This window comes from Kribbella sp. NPDC002412, assembly GCF_053592935.1.
On sequence record NZ_JBSFBL010000003.1, the window covers coordinates 213,275 to 240,254 of the forward strand.

Sequence of the window (26,980 nt, forward strand, 5' to 3'; positions counted from 1 at the left end):
CGGACAGAACCGCATACTGAGGCATGACTGGGTGGCAGTGGGTGAAGGTCGTGGGGAACTTCCTGAATCTGTCCACACTCGCCGGCCTGCTGGTCGGGGTGATCGGGCGAGCCAGGTTCAGCCGGGGGCCGCGGGGACTGTTCTTCGCGAACGGGTACAAGATCAAGTTCCCGATGGCGGGCGCGTTCACGATCGGGAACGTGGTGCTGAGCAAGCACGAGCGGGCGTACTTCGACGACGAGGCGCTGGTGCGGCACGAGGAGCGGCACTCCTGGCAGTACTTCTGCCTGATCGGGCTGCTGCTGTGGCCGCTGTACGTCGTCGGCGTCGTCGTCTCGTGGTGCCTCACCGGCGACCCGGCGTCGCGGAACCCGTTCGAGCGGCTGGCCGGCCTCAAGGACGGCGGGTACGTCGAGCGGCCGATCCAGTCCTTCGGCCAGACCCTGACGCAGACCTTCAGCGTGCTGCGATCGCGTCCGAAAGAGCCGTGAGCACGGTCACCACACCGGTCGGGTCGTCCACCACGATGTCCGCGGCGTCGATCAGCTCGGTCGCGTTGGACGACCGCGTGGCCAGCAGGACGGCCCGCAGGCCGGCCTTGCGCTGCTCCTCGATCGCCCGGTACGCCGCCAGGTCGCCGAGGTCGTCACCGGCGTACAGGATCGACTGAGCGCCGGTGTCCTCGAGCAGGCGCCGCAGTGCGACCCCTTTGTCGATGCCCGGCGGCCGCAGCTCCAACACCAGGTTGCCCGGCTCCAGCCGCAGCTCGGTCGACTCGGCCAGCTCGGTCAGCGGCGCCCGCAACCTGTCGAACGCACCAGTCGGATCGGCCATCCGGCGGGTGTGCACCGCCAGCGAGCTCTCCTTGTCCTCCACGAAGGCATCGGCGAGCCCCAGCTCCTGCAGCAGCCCAGGCAGCCGGTCACGCGCTTCGGCAACACCGGACGGCACCGGGTCACTCGTCACCCGCCCAGTCGCCGCGTCCCACCGCTCCAGCCCGTAGTGCCCGAGTACGACGAGACGCCCGAGACCAGGGTGTCCGGTGACGCCGGTCAGCTCGATGGCGACCAGGGCCGGGCGACCGGTGACGATCGCCACCTGGTTCACCGAACGGGCCAGCCGGGCCAGCGCGTCGAGCGAACCTTCCACCGGCCGGGACATGGCCGGGTCCTCGACCAGCGGCGACAGCACGCCGTCGAAGTCGGTCGAGATCACCGCGGTGGCCGGATCGGCGACGATCGCCTCCCAGCCCTCGCGTCCCGCCTCGGTCTGGATGGTCGGCGTGCTCATCCGGTGTAGTCCGAGGTGAGGATCACGGTGAGGCGGTCTTTCTTCATGTTGTCCAGCGCGCCCTTGGTGCGGCCGACTCCGAGGTCGCGGGCGAGCTGGTTGGCGGCGTCGAGCATGCCCGGTGGGTAGTACACGGTGCTGCCCGCGACCTTGCCGTGCCAGTTGTCGGCGCCGGCCACGATCCAGCCCGCCTGCCGCGCGCGGCCCGCGACCGAGTCGGCCAGGCCCTTGCGCGAGGTGTTGTTGTAGACCTCGACGGCCGGGCGCTGGTCCGGCGGGATGGTGGTTGCCCGCGTCGCGGGCGGCTGCGTGGCCGGCGGCGCGGTAGTCGGTTCGGTGCTGGGTTCGCTGCTGGGCGGAGTGGTCGGCTCGCTCGACGGCGGAGCAGTCGTGGGGTCCGGCGTAGGTGTCGGGGTCGCCGTCGGCCGCGGCACGCTGGCGCCAACCGTCGACGGGCCACCGGACGGCTTCGGCGACGGTGTGTTCGTGCTGTCGTCGGCGGTGCTGTCGTTACCGCGGGTGCCGAACAGCACCAGCAGCCCGGCCACGATCGCAACCACGGCCAGCACGGCGACGAGGGACGAGAGGACCTGGCCCCGGTCGTCCTTCGGGCGAGGCATGTCTCAGACCTCGATACCCAAGCGGCGTGCGGAGCGGGCTCGCTGGCGGGCGGCGCGCAGTCGGCGCAGGCGTTTCACCAGCAGCGGGTCGTGAGCGAGGGCCTCGGGCCGGTCGATGAGCGCGTTCAGCACCTGGTAGTACCGGGTCGCGGACATCTGGAACTGGTCCCGGATCGCCTGCTCCTTGGCGCCGGCGTACTTCCACCAGTGCCGTTCGAACGCGAGGATCGCGCCGTCACGCTCGGAGAGTCCGGCAACGGCTGTGCCCAACTCCCCCGCCCCACCGCCCCGGTCAGTCGACGCAGCCTCGGCGGGGCCGGGAGAGCTGGCGTTGGCGCTGTCCATCTGCTGGTGACTCCTGTGCGGTCGGTGATCGTCCGTCCGCGCTCCACTGTACGTGCTGAACAACAGCGATGTCATTCACCGCAGGGGGCGACACACACCGTGTCGCTGACGCGGCAGCCGGACCCGGTCAACTCTGGCAGGATCGACGGAGTGAGCTCAACTCTCGGCGACCGGGGCGGTGGGGTGGGGAAGGAATTCAGTGCGGTGGCGCTGGTGGAAGAGCTGCAGGCCAGGAGCCGTGCGGTCGACCCGCTGGTCAACTCCATCTGCACCCCTGATCCCGCCGCTCTCACCCATGCCGCCCGACTCGACACCGAGCGTGACGACGGGCGGGTCCGTGGGCCGCTGCACGGCGTACCGGTCCTGGTCAAGGACAACATCGACACCGCTGACCTGCCGACCACAGCCGGCTCGCTGGCGCTGGCCGACCAGCCGCCACCGCTGCAGGACGCCCCGCTGGTACGGCGGCTGCGTGAGGCCGGCTGCGTCGTCCTGGGGAAAACCAACCTGAGCGAGTGGGCCAACTTCCGCGGCTCGGCGTCCTCCTCCGGCTGGAGCGCGTACGGCGGCCTGACACGCAACCCGTACGCGCTGAACCGCTCCGCAGGCGGCTCCTCGAGCGGATCGGGCGCAGCGGTCGCCGCAGGACTGGCCGACTATGCCATCGGCACCGAGACCAACGGCTCGATCGTCTGCCCGGCCGCGCTGAACGGCATCGTCGGCCTGAAGCCCACTGTCGGCCTCATCCCGCAGCGGGGCATCGTGCCGATCTCGCACTCGCAGGACACCGCCGGACCGATGACGAAGACCGTCGAGCAGGCTGCAGCGCTGCTGACCGTGCTGACCGGCGGCAGCACCGACTACACCGAGCACTGCAACGGCACTGACCTCAGCGACGTGCGCATCGGCGTACCGCGAGGGCCGCTGTGGGGCTACTCGACCGGGCTCGACGAGGTCACCGAGCACGCACTCGGGATCCTCAGCCGCTGCGGCGCCACTCTGGTCGACCACCTGTCGCTGCCGAGCCCAGGCGGCGACGAGGACCAGCTACAGGTGCTCTCCCATGAGCTGAAGGTCGACCTGGCGGCGTACCTGGCCACCCGTGCTCCCGGCGGCCCGCGCACGCTGGACGATCTGATCGCGTTCAACAAGGAGCATGCAGACGTCGAGCTGCAGTGGTTCGGCCAGGAGCTGTTCGAGCGGGCGGCGGCGACCGAGGGCCTGAGCTCCCCGGTCTACGTCGCAGCGCGGCTGACGGCGCTGCGGGCAGGCCGGGACGGCATCGACAACCTGCTCCGCGACAACCAGCTCGACGCCCTCGTCACCCCGTCGTACTCCCCCGCCTGGACCATCGACCTGGTCAACGGCGACCACGTGCTCGGCAGCTCGTCGTCGCACGCCGCGCTGGCGGGCTATCCGCTGCTCTCGGTGCCGTCCGGACTGGTCGCCGGGCTGCCGGTCGGAATCACGTTCAGCGGCACCGGCCGGAGTGATGCCACGCTCATTCGCTTGGCTCACGCCTTCGAAACCGCGAGAATCACTGCAGACGGACCGTTCCCGACCCCGGAGTTCACACAGTGGGTGTAGACCGCGTCAGGTGGGGCATCGTTGCTACTGGCAACATCTCCACGTCGTTCACGAGGGATCTGAAGCTACTTGCCGACGATGCCGTGGTGACCGCGGTCGCGTCCCGGGCCCAGCACAGCGCGGACCGGTTCGCCGCCGAGTTCGGCATCGAGCACGCGTACGGCGACTACCGCCGGCTGCTCGACTCCGGCGCCGTCGACGTGATCTACATCGGGAACCCGCACCCCCAGCACTACGCCGTGGCCCGGGCCGCGCTGCAGGCCGGGGTCGCGGTGCTGTGCGAGAAGCCGGTCACGCTGACCGCCAAGCAGGCGCGCGACCTGATCACCGTCGCGACCGAGCACAAGACGCTGTTCGCCGAGGCGATGTGGATGCGGACCAACCCCGTGATCCAGGCCGTCTTCGCGGACCTCACGAGCGGCGTGATCGGCGAGCCACAGCAAGTGGTCGCGGACTTCGCCTTCCACAAGCCGTCGCTGCCCGCCCGCCTGCTCGACCCCGCGCTCGGCGGCGGCTCGCTGATGGACGGCGGCATCTACCCGATGACGTTCACCTACATGGCGCTCGGCCGGCCTGCTGAGATCAAAGCGGTCGGTTCACTCAACGAGAACGGCGTCGACCTCAACGTGGCGATGGCCTGGCGGTACGACTCGGGCGCGGTCGCCGCCCTGACCTGCGGCCTGCGCTCGCAGAACCCGTGGACAGCGGCGATCAGCGGCCAGGACGGCAGTTTGTTGCTCCCGCACCGCTTCCACCACCCCGAGTACTACGTGCGCCGTACGGCGGCCGGCGAGGAGCGGATCGAGGTCCCGACGCATGGCCTTGGGTACCACTATGAGGCGGCCGACGTGATGCGCGCGCTGCGTCATGGTCTCGTCGAGGTGCCGTCACTGCCGCACGCCGCGACGATCGAGATCCTCGAGCTGCTCGACGAGACCCGTAGACAGATCGGGGTCAGGTACCCCGGTGACAACGAAGACCTGGGTGGATAACAGCAGATGCCGAACGGACGCAGTTCCTTCGTAGTGGTGGCCAACCGGCTGCCGGTCGACCGGATCGAGATGCCCGACGGCAGTACGGCGTGGCGCCGCAGCCCAGGCGGTCTGGTGACCGCGCTGGCCCCGGTGATGCAGGGTCACCACGGGGCCTGGATCGGCTGGACAGGCAGCGCCGACGAGAAGGTCGATCCCTTTGACAACGACGGCATGCACCTGGTGCCGGTGATGCTGTCCGCCGAGGACGTGCGGCTCTACTACGAGGGCTTCTCGAACGCGACGCTGTGGCCGCTGTACCACGACGTGATCGTCGCGCCAGAGTTCCACCGCGAGTGGTGGGAATCCTACGTCGCGGTGAACCGGCGGTTCGCGGAGGCAGCCGCGGAGGCGGCCGACGACAACGCCGACGTGTGGGTGCACGACTACCAGCTGCAACTCGTCCCGGCGATGCTGCGCCGGCTGCGTCCCGACGTACGGATCGGCTTCTTCCTGCACATCCCGTTCCCGCCGACCGAGCTGTTCGCGCAGATGCCGTGGCGGCGGCAGATCCTGGACGGGCTGATGGGCGCGGACCTGGTCGGTTTCCAGCGCCCCGGCGCCGCGTCGAACTTCGCCCGGCTGGCCCGCAACCGGATGGGCCTGCGCACCCGCGGCGACCGGATCCACCTGCCCGACGACCGGATCGTGCGGGCCAAGGCGTTCCCGATCTCCATCGACGTCGGCGAGCTCGAGGACCTCGCCCGCAAGCCGGAGACCCTGGCCCGCGCGGCCGAGATCCGCCGCGAGGTCGGCAACCCGGCCCACATCCTGCTCGGGGTGGACCGGCTCGACTACACCAAGGGCATCCGGCAGCGGATGCGCGCGTTCGGCGAGCTGCTGGACGAGAAGCGCGTCTCGGTCGACGACGCGGTGTTCGTCCAGGTGGCGACGCCGTCGCGGGAGCGGGTCGAGCAGTACCGCGTGCTGCGGGACGAGATCGAGCTGCTGGTCGGCCGGATCAACGGCGAGCACGGCCGGATCGGCACGCCGGCGATCAACTACCTGCACACGTCGTACTCGCGGACCGAGATGGCCGCGCTGTTCCGGGCCGCGGACGTCGCGGTGGTGACACCGCTGCGGGACGGCATGAACCTGGTCGCCAAGGAGTACGTGGCCTGCCGGTACGACGACACCGGCGCCCTGGTGCTGAGCGAGTTCGCCGGCGCCGCGGACGAGTTCCGGCAGGCGTTCCTGGTGAACCCGCACGACATCAACGGGATGAAGGACACCATCGTCGACGCGATGAACACCGACGACCGCCAGCTCGGCCGCCGGATGAAGGCGATGCGCAAGCACCTGGCCGCGCACGACGTGAACGTCTGGGCCGCGAGCTTCCTGAAGGCCCTGCATGACGAAGACTGACGGCCGGGTGCTCGCGCTTGACCTCGGTACGTCGTCTGCCCGCGCGCTGGTGCTGTCAGCCGCCGACGCCGCTCCGGTCCCGGGTGCGCTGGCGCGCTACAAGATCTCGCCGACGTACGCGACCGGCGGGTCGGCCACGCTGGACCTGCACGCGTACGTCGAGGGCCTGCTCGGCTGCCTGGACGAGCTGCAGCAGAACGGGCACCTGGACGACATCGGCGCGATCGTGCTCTCCTCGCAGTGGCACTCCATCGTTGCCCTGGACAACAAGGGTGTACCGCTCACGCCGGTGATCACCTGGGCGGACACGCGGTCGGTGGAGCTCGACCTCGGCTCGTCGTTCGACGAGCACGCCTTCCACGCGCGGACAGGGTCCTGGCTGCACCGGCTGTACTGGACGCGCCGGATCCCCTGGCTGTTGTCCGAAGGCTCGCCGGCTGGGTTCGCGGGCCTGCCTGATCTGGTCCTGGAGCGGCTCACCGGTGAGCGGGTGACCTCGGTGTCGATCGCGTCCGGGACCGGGACGCTCGACCTCGCTCGAGGCGTGTACGACGAGGAGGCGCTGGAGATCGCCGGCGCCAAGGCCGACCAGTTGCCGCCGATCGTCGCGTCCGGGTGGACCGGGTCGTTGTCGTCGGAGTTCGGACGCCGGTGGCCGGGGCTGGTCGGCGTACCGGTGCATCCCCCGACGGGTGACGGCGCCGCGTCGAACGTCGGGACGGGTGGGTACGACGAGACGACTGCCGCGGTGACGGTGGGGACGTCGGCCGCCGTACGCGTGGTGCATCCGATCGCGGACGCGCCGGAGTTGCCGTGGGAGCTGTGGCGGTATCGGGTCGACGACGAGCGCGCGGTAACCGGGATGGCGTTCTCGGCCGCGGGCAACCTGCACGCTTGGCTGACCGGCGTACTGAAGTTGGAGGGCGAGGAGCCTCGCGGTGTGGAGATCGGGTCGTCGCGGGTGATCGCGATCCCATTCCAGGCGGGGACTCGGCCGCCGGCGACCGTGCCGAGCGGATCGGGGGTGTACTTCGGGCTGTCCTTCGACGACAGCGGTGAGGACCTGCTGGCGGCGTCGTTGCAGGGTGCGTCGCTGGAGATCGACCTCGGGCTGCGGATGCTGGACTCACTTTTCGGCCGTGAGCTCTCGGTCGTCCTGGGCGGTGGCGGGATCGACGCGTCGGCCTGGTGGCGCCGCTGCCTGACGGCGACCTTCGCCCGCCCGGCAACAGTCTGCTCCGAAGCCGAAGTCGGCGCCCGGGGCGCGGCCGCGGTCGCGCTCGGCCTGTCCCCCTCGCCCGGTGGCGAGCACCTGACGCCAGTCGCTGCTGAGGTCGCCCGAGTGGCCGACCTGCGCCCACGCTACGCAGCCCTCCGCGAACTGGCCGTCCGAGCCTCCGCCCTCTGAGCCGTACTACGCCTGCGGTACTGCTCAGATACAGCCGCTGGCCGACGTGGTTTCGGTGGGTGACCACGTACTGTGAGGGAATGGGCGCGCTGCTGCGGTTCTGCCGCGACTTCAAGTGGCACCCGTTGGCGCTGGATCACGGCCTCGCACTGACGCTGCTGGCCCTCAACCTGATCGTGCCGGGCAGCCGGCACGTCGGCGAGCGGATCCAGCTGACGCCGACGGTCGTGGTGCTGACGGTCGTCGCGGCGATCGCGCTCGCCCTCCGCCGGCTCGCGCCGCTCGTCGTGCTCGCGGTGACCACGGCCGTCACGATCACCTACCTGATCGTCGAGCAGGGCAAGAGCCCGATCGTCCTGTTCATGGCCTGCGCGGTCTACACGGTCGTGATGGAGAAGGACCGCCGTACCCGCTCGATCGCCGTCGCCGTGGTCGCGTTGCTGACGCTGGTCGCGGACGCCCCGGTCTCCGACGGCAACGTGCTCGACAACCTGGGCCTGATGTTCCTGGTGCTCTTCGCCGGCGCGGTCGCCGAGGCCGTGCGGTACCGGCGTGCTCTGCAGCAAGAGCTGGAAGAGCGGGCGCTGCGCGCGGAGCAGTCACGCGAGGAGGAGGCCCAGCGCCGGGTGATCGAGGAGCGGCTCCGCATCGCCCATGAGCTCCACGACGTCATCGCGCACCACATCGCCCTGATGAACGTCCAGTCCGGCGTGGCCGCCCACGTGCTGCGGACCCAGCCGGAGGAAGCCGAGCGCGCCCTGGCCCTGGTCCGCTCCGGCGGACGCACGGTCTTGCAAGAGCTCACGGTCCTCCTCGGCGTACTGCGTCGCTCCGGCTCATCGCTCCCCACCACCCCCACGCCATCCCTCCACGAGCTAGGCGCCCTGATCGCCTCCTTCACCGCCGCCGGAGTCGAGGTCGACTGGCACCTCCCCGACTCCCTGGGCGATCTCCCGGACGTCATCGAACTGACGGCGTACCGGATCGTCCAGGAGTCCCTGACGAACGTCCTCAAACACGCCCCCGGCGCCACCGCCCACCTCCAGCTGTCCCGCCACCCCGGCACCCTGACCATCGACATCACCAACACCGCCCCGCCGACTTCCACCCGCGCCAAACCACTCGCCCCAGCCCTCACCTCCGCGTCCCAGCCGTCCGCGGCCGGCACCCTCCGCCACGGCGAGCCCCGACCAAGCACCATCCCCAAACCCCACCCCAACGGCGCCCACCCCGGCCCCGCCACGTCCACACCCAACGCCGACACCGCCACCTCCGCACCCCGCCCCGGTACCTCCACACCTCAACCCCACGACGTCCACCCCGGCACCAGCACCTCGACACCCCATCCCAGCGACGCCCCGCCCCGCCCCGCCACCTCCAGATCCCACCCCAACGAGGCCCGCCCCGGCGCCGCGACCTCCACACCCCACCCCAATGACGCCCGGCCCAGCGCCACCCCCGGACCCACCCCGGGCACCCCTCCCCCCACCCCCTGGGCCGACGGAGGCGGCCCTCACCCCATCGCCGGCTCCCCGGCGCCCCAGCCAGCCGGCCCCAGCCTCGACTCCGCAGGCATCTCCACCCCCCACGCCGGCGAGGCCACCACCTCCTCCCCACCCCGCCCCAACGGCGCCGCCCCCACCGCCAACCCCGCGCGTCTCGGGGCAGGACACGGACTGGTCGGGATGTGGGAGCGGGTGACCGCCGTAGGTGGAGAGCTGCGGACCGGACCCGAGCCGGGCGGCGGGTTCGGCATACATGCTGTGCTTCCTCTCGAGACGGGAGATGTGAGTGACGATCCGGGTCTTGCTGGCCGACGACCAGACGCTGATTCGCAGCGGGTTCCGGGTGCTGGTGAACTCAGCACCCGATCTGGAGGTCGTTGCTGAGGCGTCGAACGGCCGGGAGGCGGTCGAGCGGGCCCGGACCGAGCGCGCCGACGTGATCCTGATGGACATCCGGATGCCCGGGGTCGACGGCCTCGCGGCGACCCGGCAGATCACCGCGGACGAGGCGCTGGCCGGGGTGAAGGTGCTGATCCTGACCACGTTCGAGGTCGACGAGTACGTCTTCGAGGCGATCCGGGCCGGCGCCAGCGGGTTCCTCGGCAAGAGCGTCGAACCGGCCGAGCTGATCAACGCGATCCGGGTGGTCGCCCGCGGCGACGCGCTGCTCTCCCCGAAGGCGGTCCGCGGCCTGATGAACCGCTTCCTGGCGGAGCCGCGGATCGGCCAGGACGTCGGCCCGTCCGCACTCGACGTCCTCACCGACCGGGAGCGCGAGATCGTCAGCCTGGTCGCCCTTGGCCTGACCAACGACGAGATCGCCGAACGCCTGGTGCTGTCCCCCTCGACCGCGAAGACGCACGTCAACCGTGCGATGGTGAAACTCGACTGCCGCGACCGCGCCCAGCTGGTAGTGGTCGCCTACCAGACCGGCCTCGTCCGCCCCGGGACGACTCCGGCAACCGACGTACCGCAGACGCAGTAGCCCGTACGGCGTCCGCAGTACGTCGAGAAGCCCACGGCTGACCGACGCGGGCTACAACGCCCGCCCGGAACGATCGGCGGCATGGCTACCTTCCTCTACCGGCTCGGCCGGTTCGCTTTCCGCCGGCGCCGGTTGGTGGTGCTGGCGTGGCTTGGTCTGCTGGCCACCGGCGTGGCCGGCGCGGCCACCCTGTCCGGTTCGACCGCCGACGGCTTCTCGATCCCGGGCACCGAGTCGCAACGCGCGGCGGACCTGCTCAACGAACGCTTCCCACAGGCCGGCGCCGACGCCGGCACCGCACGCGTCGTCTTCCGGGCGCCGGACGGTCAGAAGCTCACCGACCCCGCCGCGACCGCGGAAGTGCAGGAGACCGTCGGCCGGCTCGAGGCAGCGCCACAGGTTGCCCGCGTCATCGATCCGTTCACCGCCAAGGCGATCTCCGCCGACGGCCGCACGGGCTACGCCCAAGTCACGTACGACGTGACCGCGCAAGAGGTCACGCCCGAGGCCCAGGAGGCGGTCGCCGCCGCGGTCGAGCCCGCGCGCGCCGCCGGCCTCACGGTCGAGTACGGCGGAGACGCCATGCAGGTCCAGGACGAGCAGAGCCTGACCGAGGTGATCGGTCTCGGGGTGGCGGCCGTCGTCCTGCTGATCACGTTCGGCTCGCTGATCGCCGCCGGCCTCCCGTTGCTGTCGGCAATCATCGGGATCGGCATCGGGGTCACCGCGATCACCGCCGCGACCGGCTTCATCGACATCGGTTCGGGGACGCCGATCCTGGCGTTGATGATCGGGCTCGCGGTGTCGATCGACTACGCGTTGTTCATCATGTCGCGGTACCGACACGAGCTGAGCACCGGCTTGGAGCCCGAGGAGGCAGTCGGCCGCTCGGTCGGCACGGCTGGGTCCGCAGTGGTGTTCGCCGGGCTGACCGTGGTGATCGCGCTGGCCGGGCTGTTCATCGTCGACATCCCGTTCCTCACCCAGATGGGGCTGGCAGCCGCATTCACCGTCGTGCTGGCGGTGGCGATCGCGCTCACCTTGCTGCCGGCGCTGCTGGGCTTCGCCGGGCGGCGGGTGCTGGGCGGGCGGATCCCGGGGCTGCGGGCCGGTGATCCCGAGGCGGCCGGGCGGATGTCGGCCGGACGCCGGTGGGGTCGGTTCGTCACGCGGCGGCCGGTGGCGGTGCTGCTGGTGACCGTGATCGGTCTCGGGGCGATGGCGATCCCGGCCACCGACCTGGAGCTCGGGCTGCCCGATGACAGCACGGCGGCTCCCGACTCCACTCAGCGCAAGGCGTACGATCTGCTCTCCGAGGGCTTCGGGCCCGGATTCAACGGGCCGCTGATGGTGGTGGTCGATGCCGATGGGGCCGCCGATCCGCGGACCGCGGCCGGCGCGACCGCGACCGCCATTCGTGCGCTGCCAGACGTGACGATGGTGACGCCGCCGACGTTCAACCCGGCTGGGGACACGGCGTTGCTGACGGTGATCCCGTCGAGCGGCCCGGGGACGACGGAGACGCGCGACCTGGTGCAGGCGATCAGAGGGTTGCCGGAGAACGACAGCACCGAGGTGGCCGTGACCGGCGCGACCGGGATCAGCATCGACTTCTCGGACAAGCTCGGCGATGCGCTCCTGCCGTATCTGCTGCTGGTAGTCGGGCTCGCGTTCCTGCTGCTGATGCTGGTGTTCCGCTCGCTGCTCGTGCCGCTGAAGGCGACGTTGGGCTTCCTGCTCACGGTCGCGGCGACGTTCGGCGCAGTGGTCGCGGTGTTCCAGTGGGGCTGGCTGGCCGGAGTGTTCGGGATCGAGGGGCAGACCGGGCCGGTGATCAGCATGCTGCCGATCTTCCTGATCGGCGTGGTCTTCGGCCTCGCGATGGACTACCAGATCTTCCTGGTCACCCGGATGCGCGAGGAACACGTCCACGGCGCCGAGCCTCGGACCGCAGTCGTCGACGGATTCGCCCACGGCGCCCGCGTAGTCACTGCAGCCGCGGTCATCATGACGGCCGTCTTCTCCGGCTTCATCCTGTCCAGCCAGACCCTGATCCGCGAGATGGGCTTCGGCCTGGCCCTGGCGGTGGCCATCGACGCCTTCATCGTCCGGATGACCATCGTCCCCGCCGTCATGGCCCTCCTCGGCCGCTCCGCCTGGTACCTCCCCCGCTGGCTCAACCGCCTCCTCCCCAACGTCGACGTAGAAGGCGACTCCCTCCGCTCCAACCAGCCCACCCCCACCCGCAAGCCAGAGCTCGTGGGGTGAGGTCTCGGCGGGCGGCTGGGCAGCGGTGGGCTCGGCATCGCAGCACGCCAGCTGATTGCCAGAACCAACTGAGTTTGAACGGCGACGTCCGCAACGGACTCGGTGTCTGGACGGTCGGCACCTTCGACCCACAACGCTCACCGAGTGCCGAGTCAGAGGCTCACATCATCCGAGAGGCTTCAGTGCAATCTTCTTGTCGCGGCTTCCAGGGCGAAGGTGGCGCTTGGGGATGCTCATGCAGATGGAATCGAAACACGGCCCGACCAGTCAGTTGAGCCTCGCTTAAGCGTGGCGCTGCGCAGGGCTGGCTCAGGAACGCGGACCGTCCAACGGTCAGAGGCGCCTCGCGATGCTCGATGGTGCTGAAGCGCAGCGTTTTGCATGGACACTCCGGGCTTCCCCGGCTCGAAGGCATCTCATCGATCGAGGGAGCAACGAGAACCTCCAGATCCACGAGACGCAGGATCAAGCAATTGATTAACCCAACTGCTCGCCAGACCTCAAGGACCGTCCGGCTGATTAGCCCAACTCTTGGGCTGTGCAAGTCGACTCAAGTCAGCTAGGTTTCGATTTTCAGACGGGCATGTTCACCTGAGCGACCCTGGGTCTCGCCTAGGAGATCATGCACTGAACATCGACGAGTCCCTGGGGGAGATTGTGAGCAGGACGCCACTTAGAGAGCTGGTTTTCGGACGCAACTCGGCAGAGGATGAGCGAATCTTTGATAGCCAGCTACTTGACACCGGATTCTACGACCCCGGCAACGTGATCGAGAATATCGTCAACGGCACTAAGTGGCTTGTGCTTGGCCCAAAAGGAGCCGGGAAGAGTTCAATCTCTGAACACTTCTCAATCAAAAGTCAGCAGCGTGATGACTGGTTTGTGCGCATCGTCGAACTCATCGACTTTCCATTCGTGGACCTTGCGCATTTGGATATAGGCGGCGAGACCAGGCAGGCGCGCATCCCGACCGTGTGGACCTATCTCTTATGTGTTCAGATCCTCGCATCCTTAGAGGGTGATACGCTCGCGTCAAGTCACCATGAGAAAGAATATGCACAGACCTGGGCCACATTGCGCAGAGCGGGACTCCTACCATCACGAACCCTAAAGGACGCCGTTTTGCGACTCAGTTCACTGGACCTCAAGGCCAAGCCTCCTGGTATCGAGGCGGGTATCGGGTTGATGTCGCAGTCCAACTCCCTGCCGTTCTATGAGGTAACAGAGACAGTTCGAAACCTAGTCACGAACTTTGTCACCAGCGGACGACATTTCGTGTTCATTGATGGACTAGACTCTCTCGCCATCGGCGAGGAGGACAATCTGCGATGGGAGACGCTGACAGCCCTGATCGTCAGTGCAGAGCGCCTGAGCAAGCAACTCATAGCGGCGGGCTCAAACATTCGGCTGGTCATCCTCTGCCGTACAGACCTTTTCTACAGCCTTGGATATGCCGACGCAAACAAGATCTATTCAGGTTCCGCCGTGAACCTAGACTGGTTTCCGACAAGTCGCCGCCCCGAGGATACCCATCTAATCGACCTGGCCGAAACCAAGGCACGCGTTCATGCCGCAGACGTGGGAGACATCATCAAAGACTACCTTCCACGCGAAATCAAGCAAGGTAATAGAATTGACGAGGTAATACCCTACCTGATTTCCAACACGCGATATCTGCCACGAGACTTCCTTCAACTGATGACCAGCATCGCCAGGCACTCTCCGCCGGCCGGACTACCGGGCATTCAGGACGTGATCGCAGGAGTAAAAGAATACGCCTCGGAGTATTTCGTCGAAGAGATCCGAACAGGATTAATGCCTGCCATCGGCGCGAGGGAGAGCAAGCTCGCAATGGATCTTGTCGAATCACTGACCGGCAACGCATTCAGGCTCGCGCGCTTGCGAGCCTGGAAGGAGCGGGATCGCAGATACCGCTCGTTGGAATTGATTCCAATGTTAGAACAACTATATCGCATAGGCGCTATCGCCAACCGCTATCAAGCCGGAAACGAAATGCGTCTCAACTTCATATTTCACAACCCTAGATCTCGACTGAATCTGGACCAAGAGATCGTGCTCCATAATGCCCTGACTCGTGGGCTGAATATTCCCTGGCGGATGGCGAGCTTCTAGGCGACTCCCTCCGCCCCAACGAGCCCGTCCCACCACCCGCCAACGCGATCTCACCCGCCAGTAGCCGTCAAGTGCCGGCCCGGGCGAGTTCACCTTGCGCGGGCCGGACGCTCCGGTGTGGAGTTAACCGGTTGGGTGATGGGGGTTACTGACGGGGTGGTGGGCGGGCTGGATCATGGCGGGCATGTGGCGCGAGATGATGAAGTCGAAGGTGCACCGAGCGACCGTGACGCAGGCGGATCTGGACTACGTCGGGTCGTGCACGCTGGACGCGGAGCTGATGGACGCAGCGGACCTGTTGCCCGGCGAGAAGGTGGACATCGTCGACATCACGAACGGCAACCGGCTGTCGACGTACCTGATCGAAGGGCCGCGCGGGTCCGGGGTGGTTGGGATCAACGGGGCGGCGGCGCACCTGATCCATCCGGGTGACCTGGTGATCCTGATCGCGTACGGGATGTTCGACACCGCGGAGGCGAAGGTGTTCGAGCCGAGCGTAGTCTTCGTGGACGAGCACAATGCGATCACTCGCATCGGCTCCGACCCCGCCGAGGCGCTGCCGGACAGCGGCACGCTCCGCGGCGACCAACTGCACAACCAGCGCTGAAATACAGCCCCGCGCCGAGACGAGGACTGGTCGACGATGACCGACACGACCGAGACCACCGCAGCCGAGAACACTGCCCCGGAGACCGCCACCGCAGCCAACACCGCCGCGGGCGCCGCCACGGCTGAGGAGGCGGCGCCGAAGACGGCGTCGCACGACAACGAGCCGAACCCGAAGCTGCGGGCGTTCATGAACTCGGGGTGGGCCGACTCCGAGCGACAGGACGTGACGCTCAGCGACGTCGGCGTGTGGGCGGCGAAGCGGCGGGACGCGCTGTCGCAGGCGTTCCCGGGCGAGCGGCTGGTGATCCCGGCCGGCACGTACAAGGTCCGGTCGAACGACACCGACTTCGTCTTCCGCCCGCACACCGACTACGTGTGGCTGACCGGCAACCAGACCTCCGACTCGGTGCTCGTGCTCGAGCCGAACGGCACCAGCGGCCACGACGCGATCCTGTACTTCCGCCCGCGCGCCGACCGCGGCCAGGGCGAGGAGTTCTGGCGCGACCGGATGTACGGCGAGCTCTGGGCCGGCCGGCGTCCGTCGCTGACCGAGACCGCCAAGGAGTTCGGCATCGAGACCCGGCATGTCGACGGGCTCGCGGACGCGCTCAAGGGCGACGTGCCGACCCGGGTGCGCCGCGCGGAGCACGAGTCGATCGCCGCGCTGCTGAGCGGCACGAAGACGGAGGCCGCCAAGGACCGGGAGCTGGCCGCGACGCTGTCCGAGCTCCGGCTGGTGAAGGACCCGTGGGAGATCGAGCAACTGCGTAACGCCGTCGCGATCACGCACCGCGGCTTCTCCGACGTACTCGCCGAGATGGACAAGGTCCGCGAGTACGGCGAACGCTGGATCGAGGGCACGTTCTGGCGCCGGGCCCGGGCCGAGGGCAACGATGTCGGGTACACCTCGATCGCCGCCGCCGGACCGCACGCGACCACGCTGCACTGGATCGAGAACGACGGCACCGTCGACGACGGCACGCTGATGCTGCTGGACATGGGTGTGGAGAACCGGCAGCTGTACACCGCGGACATCACCCGGACGCTGCCGGTCAACGGTGAGTTCACGCCGCGGCAGCGCGAGCTGTACCAGCTGGTGCTCGACGCGCAGAACGCCGGGATCGCGGCGCTCCGGCCGGGTGCGGCGTTCCGCGCCGGGCACGAGGCGGCGATGGAGGTCATCGTGCACGGCCTCGACGCGATGGAGTTGCTGCCGGTGTCGGCCGAGGAGGCGCTCGACCCGGAGAGCATGCTCTACCAGCGCTACACCCTGCACGGCGTGAGCCACATGCTCGGCCTCGACGTCCACGACTGCGCGTCCGCCCGCGAAGAGAAGTACCGCAAGGGCCAGGTCCAAACCGGCTACGTCCTCACCGTGGAACCGGGCCTCTACTTCCAGTCCGACGACCTCACCGTCCCCGAAGACCTCCGCGGCATCGGCATCCGCATCGAAGACGACATCCTCATCACCCAAGACGGCACCGAAAACCTCTCCGAAGCCATGCCCCGAACCCCAGAAGCCCTCCAATCCTGGATGGCCTCCTAACCCCACCTTCACCACCAACCACACCCCGGCAGCCCACCGCCTACAGCGGCGAGCTGCCGGGTTGTGTTTGTAAGCCGGACCACCGGGTGGTGGTCGTCAGCCGAGCCGGTCGGCCGCCGAGGCTGGCGCCACCACCCCGCCCCGGGGATTGCCAGTGGCCAGCCAAACCACCGAGCTCCACGTGAGCCGACCCGCCCGCCGGTGCCTGATGGCTTGCCGCGGCACCAGGGAAGCTGGTCAGCAAGCCAGCTGGCGTCCGACCCACCGGGTGAGCTGGTCAGCCGGACCGCCGACCCACCGCACCACTAACTGCGGCCCGGCAGCTCGCCGCCGTTGGCGGTGAGCTGCCGGGTTTGGTTGTGGCCGTGCCGGTGGGTTGTCGGGTGCTGGTTGGCAGCCGGCCGCCCACGGATCGCCGGATGGGTTACCAGATGCGGACGCGGTCCTCGGGGGCTAGCCACATGGCGTCTGACTCGGTGGTGTTGAAGGTGGTGTGGAAGGCGTCGATGTTTTTGGCTACTGCGTTGCAGCGGAACTCGGGTGGGGAGTGGGGGTCGATGGCCAGGCGGCGGGCGGCTTCTTCGGGGCGGGTTTTGGTGGACCAGGCGGTGGCCCAGGAGAGGAAGAAGCGCTGGCTGCCGGTGAGGCCGTCGATGACCGGGGGCTCGGCGCCGTCCAGGGACAGCTGGTAGGCGACGTAGGCGATCGACAGGCCGCCCAGGTCGCCGATGTTCTCGCCGAGGGTGAGTTTGCCGTTCACGTGCTGGCCCGGCGTCTCGGCCGGCGAGAGGGCGTCGTACTGCGCGACGAGTTTGTCGGTGCGCTGCTCGAAGGCGGCGCGGTCGTCGTCGGTCCACCAGTCGTTGATGTTGCCGTCGCCGTCGTACCGCGACCCCTGGTCGTCGAACCCGTGGCCGATCTCGTGCCCGATCACCGCGCCGATCGCGCCGTAGTTGACCGCGTCGTCGGCATCCAGGTCGAAGAACGGCGGCCGCAGGATGCCGGCCGGGAAGACGATCTCGTTCATCCGCGGGTTGTAGTACGCGTTGACCGTCTGCGGCGTCATCTTCCACTCGGTCCGGTCCACCGGCTGCCCGAGCTTGGCCAGCTCACGCGCGGTCTCGACCGCGACCGACCGGCGAACGTTGCCGAACAGGTCGGCCGGGTCGGTCTCGAGCGCGCTGTAGTCCTTCCACTTGTCCGGGTAGCCGATCTTCGGCACGAACGCGGCGAGCTTGTCCAGCGCACGCTGCCGGGTGTCCGGCCCCATCCAGTCGAGCGCGTCGATCCGCTGCCGGTACGCCTCGACCAGGTTCGCCACGAGCTCGACCATCCGGGCCTTGGCCGCCGGCGGGAAGTGCTCCTCGACGTACAGCCGGCCGAGCGCCTCACCCAGCGCGGACTCGACCACGCCGACACCGCGCTTCCACCGCTCGCGCAGCTCCGGCGCACCGGTCAGCGTCTTGCCGTAGAAGGCGAAGTTCTCGTTCACGAAGTCCGAGCTCAGCAGCGGCGCCGCGTCGTGCACGATCCGCCAGCTCAGCCACTCCTTCCACCGCTCGAGCTCGACCTCCTGCAGCGCCCCCGCGGCCGCGGTGAAGAAGTCCGGCTCACGCACGACGACCTGCTCGACAGCACTCGCCGGTACGCCGGCGCCCTCAAGCCAGCGCGACCAGTCGAACCCAGGAGTGAGCTCGTCCAGCCCGCCCCGGTCCAGCTTGTTGTAGGTCAGCGTGACATCGCGGTCCTTGACTCGATCCCAGTGCCCGGACGCGATCCGCGTCTCCAGCTCCATGATCCGCTCAGCGGCCCCGGACGGATCGGGCAGTCCGGCCAGCTCGAGCATCCGCGCGACGTGCGCGACGAACGCCGTACGGATCTCGGCGAAGGTGTCCTCGCGGTAGTAGGACTCGTCGGGCAGGCTGATCCCGCCCTGCATGAAGTACACGATGTATTCGTCGGACTTCTTCGCGTCGGCGTCGATCCAGGTGTGGAACACCCCGGACACACCTTGCAGCTCAAGCGTGCCGAGCGCGGCGGCCAGGTCGCCGGTGCCGGCTATCCCACGGACCAGCGCGAGCTGGTCGGCGATCGGCTCGGCGCCGAGCCGCTCGATCGTCTCGGTGTCCATGAAGCTGCTGTAGAGGTCGGCGACCTTGCGCGCCTCACTGCCTTCCGGATGCCCCGCGGCGACGGTCTTCTCGACGATCGCGCGGACGTCCTGCTCGGCAGTGTCCGACAACGCGTGGAAGGCGCCGTAGATGGCCTTGTCCGCCGGGATCTCGTGCTGTTCCAGCCACGGCCCGTTCGCGTGTCGGTACAGGTCGTCCTGCGGCCGCACCGTCCCGGACAGACCCGAAATGTCGATCCCTGCAGTCATCCCAGCCCCTTGCCTGAGTTCGCCTGATGTTGCTGGCAGCGACAGTACCCGGTGTCCTCGGCGACCGCTCTGAACTATCCACAGACCCCTACCGTTGACCCGGGTAAAGACATCGGATCAGGAGGGACCCCGCCCATGCCACGCCTCGTCCGCAGGCTCACCGCCGTCCTCAGCGTCCCGGCGCTGATGCTCGGCCTCGTCAGCACCTCGGCATCCGCACAGCCGACCGAGTTCCCAACCCGCATCGAGTTGCCGAACGGCTTCCAGCCCGAAGGGATCGCGATCGCCCGCGGTACGGCGTACTTCGGCTCGCGACTCGACGGCGACATCTACGCCGCCGACCTGAAGACCGGCCAGGGCAAGGTGATCACCGAAGGACCCGGAACGGGTTCGCTCGGCATGAAGGTCGACCACCGCGGCCGCCTGTTCGTCGCCGGCGCGGCCGGAGGCAACGGCCGAGTCATCGACACCCGCACCGGCGCGGTGCTCGCGAGCTACACCTTCACCACGACCGCCCCGACGTTCGTGAACGACGTGATCGTCAGCAAGGACGCGGCGTGGTTCACCGACTCACGCAAGCCCGTCCTCTACAAGGTCCCGCTCGGCCGCGACGGCCAACTGCCCGCGCATTCCGCCGTCCAGACCATCGCCTACAGCGGCGACTACCAGCACGTCCCGGACGTCAACAACGCCAACGGCATCGCGCTCACCCCGGACGGCAACGCGCTCATCATCGTTCAGTCGTCGACGGGCTCGCTGTTCCGGGTCGACGCACGCACCGGCGCCACGCGCAAGATCGACATCGGCAGCGCCGTGATGACGAACGGCGACGGCATCCTCGTCATCGGTACGACGCTCTACGTCGTCCAGAACCGCCTCAACAAGATCGCCGTGCTCAGCATCGACCCGTCCGCCACCCAGGGACACCTGGTCCGCGAGATCACCAGCGCGGACTTCGATGTGCCGACCACCGCGGCGGCCTTCGGGTCCCGCCTGTACCTGCCGAACGCTCGCTTCACCACGCCGCCGACTCCGGACACGCCGTACTGGGTGACCGCGGTCCAGCGCTGAACCGTTCCCGCGTGCGGCTCGTTGTCATAAGTTGAAGGCACAACGAGCCGCACGTCGGCCGTCTGGGGCACTGAGCCGACTCCGCGGCACATACCGGGGAGGACTCTGCTCATGCCACGCCTTGTTCGCCGACTGGGGATCACGCTCGCGCTGCCTGCTCTGATCCTCGGGCTGGTCACCACACCGGCCTCCGCCCACACCGCCAGATCGTTCCCGACCAGGATCGAGCTGCCGAACGGCTTCCTGCCGGAGGGCATCGCGATCCGGAACGGCATCGCCTACTTCGGCTCCCGCGCCGACGGCGACATCTACGCCGCCAGCCTGCGGACCGGCGAGGGCAAGGTGATCAGCCAAGGTCCCGGTACGCCGTCTGTCGGGCTGAAGGTGGACAACCGCGGCCGGCTGTTCGTGTCGGGCGGCCCGGCCGGCAACGCCCGCGTGGTCGACTCGCGCAGCGGCGACATCCTCAGGACGTACACGTTCGCCACCGCGCCGACGTTCGTCAACGACGTCATCCTCGGCCTCGGCGCCGCCTGGTTCACCGACTCGCAGAAGCCGGTCCTCTACAAGGTGCCGTTCGGCAAGCACGGCAGGCTGGCGCCGCAGTCCGCCGTACGCACGATCCCGCTGACCGGTGACTACGTGCACCAGCCCGGGTTCAACCTCAACGGCATCGCGCTGACACCGGACCGCCGCGCGTTGCTCGTCGTGCAGTCCAGCACCGGCTTCCTGTTCAAGGTGAACCCGTGGACCGGTGTGACGAAGCGAGTCGACCTCGGCGGCGCACTGATGACGAACGGCGACGGCCTGCTGGTGCTCGGCCGGACCCTGTACGTCGTGCAGAACCAGCTGAACCAGGTCGCGGTCGTCAAGCTCAACAGCTCCGGCACCAGGGGCGTACTGGTCCGGACGATCACCAGCCCGGACTTCGACATCCCGACCACAGTCGCTGCCTTCGGGAAGCGCCTCTACCTGCCGAATGCCCGCTTCAACACGCCGCCGACACCGGACACGCCGTACTGGGTGACGGCCGTACGGCGCTAGGAGATCGTCCGCAGGTCGCCGCGGGCCGCGGCCTTCAGACGGCTGCCGCAGGACAACCGGACGGAGTAGCCGGCCGGGATGGACAGCGGCTCGCCGGTCTGCGGGTTGCGGCCGGTGCGCGGCGCGCGCAGCACCCGCTCGATGCTGAGCAGGCCGGTCAGCGACACCTTGTCGCCCTTGTGCACTGCCTCGGTGACGACGTCGCCCAGCGCGTCGAGCACCTTCTCGGCCTGGTTCCGCGGAATGCCTGCCTTCTGCGCCACGCCGGCGACCAGCTCGCTGCGATTCACGGCTCTCCTCAGACTCGTGCCGCCGGGACGGCACCTCAGCCGCCGTCCCGGTCGATCGCCAGCACCTTAACCGAAATGATTGTCGTTAGCGAGAAGCGCCCGCATTTCGGTCAACCCCGCCGTTGCGGGAACTTTGCCGGGTCTGTGGTCGTCGATGGGAGTTCACAGCCCGTCCTGGTCGTGCCAGTGGTTCTGCCAGCGACCGTCGATCGCGTGGTCGGCCCGCTGGTAGCGGATGTCGGTGGACAACCGCATGTCGGTCGACACGTTGTCGAGGGCCGCATGGACGGTATGCGCGGTGTGAATGACCACGTCGCCGGCCGCGTAGTCGGTGACCAGCCACCGCGCGTCGTGCTCGTCCGCCAGCCCCGGCAGGTCCGCGGTGATCGACGCAGCTGGGCGCTTCCGCCGCCCTGACGCCTCCTCCTCGAGCACGCGGTGGTGACTGCCCTCCAGGTACGTCAGGCCGCCACGCGCGAGCGGACAGTCGCCCAATGGGATCCACGCCGACAGCACCTGGTCAGAGCCCTCCCGGAGATACACCAGGTCGTAGTGCGCCTGTGTCGCCGTACCGATCCCGTTCTCACCCGGTGCGGTCTGCCGGATGATCTTCCGCCGGTGCAGGAACGTCTCGGCACCCAGGAACCATTCGAACCACCCGCGAAGCGCCGGCTGCGTGCAGAAGGCGGCGTACTCGCGCCCGGGCACGATCTGGTCGAACAGCACCTTCCGGTACGCCGCCCGGTCGGTGACGGCATCGGTCAGGCCGAAGTAGTACTGCCGAAACCCCAACACAGTCACGGGATCCAGCAACCCGGTCAGGTACAGGTACCCGTCCTCCCGCAGCCGCTCCCGCAACCGCGGCAGCTCCCTGCGGTCTCGATCCGGTACGACGCTCAGCTCACCGAGCCGGCGGTCGGACTCGTCCAGCACATATCCGTTGGAAGTCAGCACACCACTCATTCCACCCGCGACCGCCGGCCACCGGAATGGACACCGGCGACCCACTTCTTGGACCCTTGTCATGTGCCGAACTGGTCGACGTACCTGACTCCAGGGATCCCTGAGCGAGAACTTGGACTCTTCTGCCTCGGTGTCGGCGAGCAGGAGAACCCCAAAGGACCGACTCCCGAACGCGCCCTCGGTTGTCATGCCCTCGTCTGGATCAAGGAGGGCCGCGGACACCTTCTGCACGGCCCTGACCGCCAGTTGTTCGAGGTACACGCGCCAGCCATGCTCTGGCTCTACCCAGGCGTCCTGCACGGCTACCGACCCACCACCCGCTGGCGCCAGGCCTGGACACTCTTCAGCGGTCCAGTAACGGCTGCACTCACCACACTTGGCCACCTCGACCCCAGCCAGCCAGTACGGCGGTACTCCGATCCACGACCCGTCGACCGAGCCTTCACTCGGCTGCTGCGGGTCAGCACCGCGCACAACGCCGTACAGACTGTTGCTGCGCTCTATGACCTCATCGCCCAGGCTGCACCGCCACCTGACGACGACGTGGCCGCCCAGCTCACCGCGTTGGCGTGCAGGCCGCTGAGCGTTCAGGACTATGCCGCAGAGCTCGGGCTGACCGTGAGAGAGCTGCGCGAGGCCATCCGCCGTACCACCGGTTCCACGCCGCAGGAACTGGTCCTGACCACAAGACTCAACGTGGCAAAGGCTCTCCTGGCCGAGGAGGACCTGTCCGTCGCGGCCGTCGGCCGGCAGGTCGGGTACGACGATCCCGCCTACTTCACCCGGTTGTTCACCGCACGTGTCGGCCTGTCGCCACGCGCGTTCCGGCGGTCTGGTTCGATTTCGGGCCGGATTTCCTCCTTCTGAAGGAGGCGCGATCGACTTTCCGACCGGTAGAACCGTTCAGTGGGGTGACGTGCGCGGCACCGAACCCCGATACGGTCGTGGGTATGAGTCAACCGCAGCCCATCGACCCGCGCTACGTGAACCGGCCGCCCGCCAAGCCGAAGAAGAAGCGGAACTGGTTCCTCCGGACCGTCGGACTGATCGTCCTGCTGTTCGTCCTCATGCTGATCGCGGTCCCGCTGTACGCGTGGGGCCGGATCGACAAGATCGACGCGATGCCGACCGGCGACCGGCCGGCCGACACGCCCGGAACGACGTACCTGATGGTCGGCTCGGACAGCCGTGACGACCTCAGCCGGGCCGAGCGGGCCCGGCTGCACACCGGCGGCGAGGCCGGCGCGCGAACCGACTCGATCATGCTGATGCACGTCCCGGAGTCCGGCCCGACCGTCCTGCTGAGCATCCCGCGGGACAGCGTGGTCGACGTACCCGGCCAGAAGAACAAGCGGAAGATCAACGCCGCGTACGCGATCGGCAGGGGCAACCCGGCGTTGCTGATCCAGACCATCGAGGGCGCGACCGGGCTGCGGATCGACCACTACGTCGAGATCGGCTTCGGCGGCTTCGCCTCGATCATCGACAGTGTCGGCGGCATCCAGATGTGCTTGCCCAAGGCAATGAAGGACAAGGACGCGCACATCGACCTGCCGGCCGGCTGCCAGGAGCTCGACGGCGTCAACGCGCTCGGCTACGTGCGGTCCCGGCACGCCGACGGCCAGAACGACTTCGGCCGGGTGCAGCGGCAGCGCGAGATGGTCGGCGCGGTCGCCAAGAAGGTCGCCTCGCCCTCGACGTTCCTGAACCCGGTGCGCTTCTACAACGTCTCGACCAAGGGCGTCGACGCGCTGACCGTGGACAAGGACATGGGGCTGTTCGACTTCGGCAAGTTCGCGCTCGGGATGCGGGCGATCTCCGGCAGCGGCGGCGTCACGCTGACCGTGCCGATCGGCGACGACAGCTACCGGACGGCGCAGGACGGGATCGGCGTGCGCTGGGACCGGACGAAGGCGCTGGCCCTGTTCAAGGCGCTCAAGGAGGACAACACCAGCGGCCTGAAGAGCAGTTGATCACGCTCGTCCACGCAGTGGTGAGCCTGGGCATGCTCGTCATCGTCCCGCTCGGGCTCACCCTGCTGCCTGCCCGACTCGGCCTCCGGCCCGACCGGCTCACGCACCCGCCCGACCGGCTCACGCACCCGCCCGACCGGCTAACCCACCAGCCCGACCGGCTCACGCTCCTACCCGACCGGCTCGCCCACCTGCCTGACCGGCTCGCGCGACGGCTCACCGGTCCGCCCGGTCGGCCCTCCTCATCGACCGCCGGCGTGGGCTGGTGGTTCTTCTTCGCCCTGCCCGGCGCCCTCGCCCTCTGGCTCCCGCGCGGCCCGGTGTCGATCACCTTGGCCTCGATCTACTTCCTCGGCACCATCGTCCTGATCACGTTCGCTGGCCGCGACTTCCTGCGGTACAAGCGCTTGCACCCGCGCGAGATCGCGCTCTACACCGCCCTCGCCACCCCGTCGATCGCGGCACTCGCCCTGGTCGCCGAACGATCGTCGTACGAGCTGTTCGGCTTCAACCTGACGGTCCTCTCGCTCACCGTCGCCCATTTCCACTTCGCCGGCTTCGCGGCCGCACTCATCGCCTATCTCGTCGCCGACGACGCGACCAGCGCGACGACAGCAGCCGCGATCAGCGTCCCGCTCGGCACCGGGATCGTCCTCCTCGGCTTCTTCCTCGGCGACCCGGTCGAGCTCGCCGGCGCCGCCGTACTGACGGCGGGCATGTGGCTCGTCGGCTGGAACCTCTGGCGCCGATCACGCGACGCCGATCGGACCACCGCCGTACTGCTCACCGTCTCGGCCGCGGTCCTCGTCGTCACCATGCTGCTGGCGCTGAGCTGGGCCTTGGGGCATGTTGCCCCGACGCCTTACCTACCGTTGGAGTGGATGGTCGCCACGCACGGGCTGGCGAACGCGGTCGGCTTCGCGCTTTGCGGGGTACTGGCGTGGCGACGACTTGCGAAAGGGGCCGGATGAAGCTCGAGGACCTGGACCACCTGCGGTTCACGTACGACGTGGTCGGATCCACCCGGTACGACGAGACGCCGCCCGGCTACCACCGGATGGAGTACAAGACCCGGATCGGCACCGGCGACGAGGTGTTCCGCCGGGCCGGCGAGGCCCTGCTGACCTGGCGGATGCACCGCACCGCCGGCCTGCCGATGACCGCCACCGACACCCCCGCGACCATCGGCGCCAACACCCTCGGCCGCCTGGGCGCCGGCATGCTGATCGGCCGCCTCCGCACTGCCCTCCCGATCGGCCACCTCGGCCTCCCGGTCCCCTGCCGCGTCGTCTGGACAGTCGACGAACCCGACCGCATCGGCTTCGCCTACGGCACCCTCCAGGGCCACCCCGCATCCGGCGAAGAGTCCTTCGTCGTCACCCGCGAACCCGACGGCATCTACTTCACCATCCGCGCCTACAGCCGCCCCGCCACCTGGTACACCCGCCTCCCCGGCCCCCTGACCCAAAAGGCCCAACACCAAGCCGCCCGCCGCTACGCCAACGCCCTCCGCCGCCTGGCCACCCCATAGCAAAGGCCCCGCAAGCTCATACCTTGCGAGGCCGCGTCCTTTGTACCGTGCGTGACAAGACCGGGTGCTGACCGACACGCGAACAAAGGGGGACAACCCGGGGTGCGGGGTGGGGGTGGGGGCTGCGAGACTGTGGCGGGTGAGTCCTAAGACTTTGACGGATCTGGTGGCGCCGGACTGGGCCGAGGCGCTCGCGCCGGTCGAGGACACGGTCGCGAAGATGGGCGAGTTCCTGCGCGCGGAGATCGCGGCCGGGCGGGCCTACCTGCCGGCGGGTGAGAACGTCCTGCGCGCGTTCCATCGACCGTTGCAGCAGGTGAAGGTGCTGATCGTCGGCCAGGACCCGTATCCCACGCCCGGGCACCCGGTCGGCCTGAGCTTCTCGGTCGCGCCCGACGTGCGCCCGATCCCCCGCAGCCTGGCCAACATCTACCGCGAGCTGATGGCCGACGTCGGCGTACCGGCCCCCTCGAACGGCGACCTGACGCCCTGGGCCGACCAGGGCGTGCTGATGCTCAACAGAGTCCTCACCGTCCAACCCGGCAAGTCCGGCGCCCACCGCGGCAAAGGCTGGGAAACCGTCACCGAACAAGCAATCCACGCCCTGGTCAACCGCGACGCCCCGCTCGTCGCCATCCTCTGGGGCCGCGACGCCCAAACCCTCAAACCGATGCTGGGCAACACCCCGTACGTCGAAAGCGCCCACCCCAGCCCCATGTCCGCCGACCGAGGCTTCTTCGGCTCCCGCCCCTTCAGCCGGGTCAACGCCCTCCTGGCCGAACAAGGCGCAGATCCAGTGGACTGGCGCCTCCCCTAACCACACCACGCCGACCTGCCGCCCAACACCGCAGCACCGCGCAAACGGGACCCAGGCGCGGCGAGCCGGGCCACCTGTCGCGCGCCGGGTCACCCGACTCCAGCGCTGGGGTCACCTGACTCCAGCGCCGGGGTCACCTGACTCCAGCGCCGCGCACCTGCCCTCCCCAACGCCGCGCGGCGCCGCGCGCGCCGTGCGCGCCGCGCGAGATCGGAAGAG

Annotated in this window: 23 protein-coding genes and 2 pseudogenes; 19 read left to right on the plus strand and 6 right to left on the minus strand. The window is 68.7% G+C overall.

The window, feature by feature from the left end; all coding sequences use genetic code 11:
* The first annotated feature begins 23 nt into the window (after positions 1-23).
* Positions 24-491, plus strand: a complete 468-nt coding sequence (locus ACWCOV_RS04185) for a hypothetical protein (RefSeq protein ID WP_449827761.1) — start codon at positions 24-26, stop codon at positions 489-491.
* Here the strand turns inward: ACWCOV_RS04185 and otsB are convergent.
* Genes otsB through ACWCOV_RS04200 form a run of 3 tightly spaced genes read right to left on the minus strand, consistent with a single transcriptional unit; the run spans position 457 to position 2,255 of the window.
* Positions 457-1,290, minus strand: coding sequence for a trehalose-phosphatase (gene otsB / locus ACWCOV_RS04190; protein ID WP_449827762.1), 834 nt, complete (start codon positions 1,288-1,290; stop codon positions 457-459). The two genes, ACWCOV_RS04185 and otsB, sit on opposite strands and share 35 nt — an antisense overlap.
* The gene (locus ACWCOV_RS04195) at positions 1,287-1,910 is read right to left on the minus strand and encodes a LytR C-terminal domain-containing protein (RefSeq protein WP_449827763.1); all 624 of its coding nucleotides are present in this window, start codon (positions 1,908-1,910) and stop codon (positions 1,287-1,289) included. The genes otsB and ACWCOV_RS04195 overlap by 4 nt, the downstream gene beginning before the upstream one ends.
* 3 nt (positions 1,911-1,913) lie before the next feature.
* On the minus strand, positions 1,914-2,255 hold the full coding sequence (locus tag ACWCOV_RS04200; RefSeq protein ID WP_449827764.1) for a DUF3263 domain-containing protein: 342 nt from the start codon (positions 2,253-2,255) through the stop codon (positions 1,914-1,916).
* A gap of 150 nt (positions 2,256-2,405) precedes the next feature.
* Here ACWCOV_RS04200 and ACWCOV_RS04205 point away from each other — a divergent pair, with 150 nt between their 5' ends.
* The 11 genes and pseudogenes from ACWCOV_RS04205 to ACWCOV_RS04255 all read left to right on the plus strand — a co-directional run bounded on the left by ACWCOV_RS04205 (position 2,406) and on the right by ACWCOV_RS04255 (position 16,692).
* Positions 2,406-3,842 carry an amidase gene (locus ACWCOV_RS04205; protein WP_449827765.1) on the plus strand — a complete coding sequence of 479 codons (1,437 nt, stop codon included), beginning with the start codon at positions 2,406-2,408 and terminating at the stop codon, positions 3,840-3,842.
* Entirely contained in the window at positions 3,833-4,834 is a 1,002-nt protein-coding gene (locus ACWCOV_RS04210; RefSeq protein ID WP_449827766.1) for a Gfo/Idh/MocA family protein, read from the plus strand. The genes ACWCOV_RS04205 and ACWCOV_RS04210 overlap by 10 nt, the downstream gene beginning before the upstream one ends.
* A gap of 6 nt (positions 4,835-4,840) precedes the next feature.
* A complete protein-coding gene (locus tag ACWCOV_RS04215) occupies positions 4,841-6,238 on the plus strand; it encodes an alpha,alpha-trehalose-phosphate synthase (UDP-forming) (RefSeq protein WP_449827767.1) in 1,398 nt (465 codons plus the stop codon).
* Positions 6,225-7,646: an FGGY family carbohydrate kinase gene (locus ACWCOV_RS04220; RefSeq protein ID WP_449827768.1), complete on the plus strand. Its 1,422-nt coding sequence runs from the start codon at positions 6,225-6,227 to the stop codon at positions 7,644-7,646. The genes ACWCOV_RS04215 and ACWCOV_RS04220 overlap by 14 nt, the downstream gene beginning before the upstream one ends.
* An 80-nt stretch (positions 7,647-7,726) precedes the next feature.
* Positions 7,727-8,467: pseudogene (locus tag ACWCOV_RS04225) on the plus strand (histidine kinase); the annotation flags it as partial.
* 837 nt (positions 8,468-9,304) lie between these two features.
* A pseudogene (locus ACWCOV_RS04230) lies at positions 9,305-9,535 on the plus strand (hypothetical protein); the annotation flags it as partial.
* Positions 9,438-10,136 carry a response regulator transcription factor gene (locus tag ACWCOV_RS04235; protein ID WP_449827769.1) on the plus strand — a complete coding sequence of 233 codons (699 nt, stop codon included), beginning with the start codon at positions 9,438-9,440 and terminating at the stop codon, positions 10,134-10,136. The pseudogene ACWCOV_RS04230 and the gene ACWCOV_RS04235, both read left to right, overlap by 98 nt.
* Before the next feature lie 81 nt (positions 10,137-10,217).
* Positions 10,218-12,404 (plus strand): MMPL family transporter, encoded by a 2,187-nt coding sequence (locus ACWCOV_RS04240; RefSeq protein WP_449827770.1) that lies wholly within the window; start codon positions 10,218-10,220, stop codon positions 12,402-12,404.
* Positions 12,405-13,061: 657 nt separating this feature from the next.
* Positions 13,062-14,537 (plus strand): P-loop ATPase, Sll1717 family, encoded by a 1,476-nt coding sequence (locus ACWCOV_RS04245; protein ID WP_449827771.1) that lies wholly within the window; start codon positions 13,062-13,064, stop codon positions 14,535-14,537.
* Positions 14,538-14,721: 184 nt separating this feature from the next.
* Positions 14,722-15,144 carry an aspartate 1-decarboxylase gene (gene panD, locus ACWCOV_RS04250; protein WP_360533409.1) on the plus strand — a complete coding sequence of 141 codons (423 nt, stop codon included), beginning with the start codon at positions 14,722-14,724 and terminating at the stop codon, positions 15,142-15,144.
* A gap of 36 nt (positions 15,145-15,180) precedes the next feature.
* The gene (locus ACWCOV_RS04255) at positions 15,181-16,692 is read left to right on the plus strand and encodes an aminopeptidase P family protein (RefSeq protein WP_449827772.1); all 1,512 of its coding nucleotides are present in this window, start codon (positions 15,181-15,183) and stop codon (positions 16,690-16,692) included.
* Positions 16,693-17,116: 424 nt separating this feature from the next.
* On the opposite strand, the gene ACWCOV_RS04260 is transcribed toward ACWCOV_RS04255, so the two are convergent.
* The gene (locus tag ACWCOV_RS04260; protein ID WP_449827773.1) at positions 17,117-19,072 is read right to left on the minus strand and encodes a M13 family metallopeptidase; all 1,956 of its coding nucleotides are present in this window, start codon (positions 19,070-19,072) and stop codon (positions 17,117-17,119) included.
* Between the two features lie 135 nt (positions 19,073-19,207).
* On the opposite strand from ACWCOV_RS04260, the gene ACWCOV_RS04265 reads away from it, so the two are divergent.
* On the plus strand, positions 19,208-20,143 hold the full coding sequence (locus ACWCOV_RS04265) for an SMP-30/gluconolactonase/LRE family protein (RefSeq protein ID WP_449827774.1): 936 nt from the start codon (positions 19,208-19,210) through the stop codon (positions 20,141-20,143).
* A 111-nt stretch (positions 20,144-20,254) separates the two neighbouring features.
* Positions 20,255-21,187: an SMP-30/gluconolactonase/LRE family protein gene (locus ACWCOV_RS04270; RefSeq protein ID WP_449827775.1), complete on the plus strand. Its 933-nt coding sequence runs from the start codon at positions 20,255-20,257 to the stop codon at positions 21,185-21,187.
* On the opposite strand, the gene ACWCOV_RS04275 is transcribed toward ACWCOV_RS04270, so the two are convergent.
* Together ACWCOV_RS04275 and ACWCOV_RS04280 are read right to left on the minus strand one after the other, a co-directional pair.
* Positions 21,184-21,477 (minus strand): HU family DNA-binding protein, encoded by a 294-nt coding sequence (locus tag ACWCOV_RS04275; RefSeq protein WP_449827776.1) that lies wholly within the window; start codon positions 21,475-21,477, stop codon positions 21,184-21,186. The genes ACWCOV_RS04270 and ACWCOV_RS04275 overlap by 4 nt on opposite strands.
* A 162-nt stretch (positions 21,478-21,639) precedes the next feature.
* Positions 21,640-22,431, minus strand: a complete 792-nt coding sequence (locus ACWCOV_RS04280) for a phytanoyl-CoA dioxygenase family protein (protein WP_449827777.1) — start codon at positions 22,429-22,431, stop codon at positions 21,640-21,642.
* 72 nt (positions 22,432-22,503) lie between these two features.
* Between ACWCOV_RS04280 and ACWCOV_RS04285 the strand changes: the two genes are divergently transcribed.
* From ACWCOV_RS04285 to ACWCOV_RS04305, 5 genes are all read left to right on the plus strand, one after another.
* Positions 22,504-23,307 (plus strand): helix-turn-helix domain-containing protein, encoded by an 804-nt coding sequence (locus tag ACWCOV_RS04285; RefSeq protein ID WP_449827778.1) that lies wholly within the window; start codon positions 22,504-22,506, stop codon positions 23,305-23,307.
* An 83-nt stretch (positions 23,308-23,390) separates the two neighbouring features.
* Positions 23,391-24,413, plus strand: coding sequence for an LCP family protein (locus ACWCOV_RS04290; RefSeq protein ID WP_449827779.1), 1,023 nt, complete (start codon positions 23,391-23,393; stop codon positions 24,411-24,413).
* Positions 24,410-25,384, plus strand: a complete 975-nt coding sequence (locus ACWCOV_RS04295) for a YndJ family protein (protein WP_449827780.1) — start codon at positions 24,410-24,412, stop codon at positions 25,382-25,384. The genes ACWCOV_RS04290 and ACWCOV_RS04295 overlap by 4 nt, the downstream gene beginning before the upstream one ends.
* Positions 25,381-25,944 carry a DUF1990 family protein gene (locus ACWCOV_RS04300; RefSeq protein ID WP_449827781.1) on the plus strand — a complete coding sequence of 188 codons (564 nt, stop codon included), beginning with the start codon at positions 25,381-25,383 and terminating at the stop codon, positions 25,942-25,944. Before ACWCOV_RS04295 ends, ACWCOV_RS04300 begins: the two co-directional genes overlap by 4 nt.
* Positions 25,945-26,083: 139 nt before the next feature.
* The gene (locus ACWCOV_RS04305; protein WP_449827782.1) at positions 26,084-26,761 is read left to right on the plus strand and encodes a uracil-DNA glycosylase; all 678 of its coding nucleotides are present in this window, start codon (positions 26,084-26,086) and stop codon (positions 26,759-26,761) included.
* Positions 26,762-26,980 lie beyond the last annotated feature (219 nt).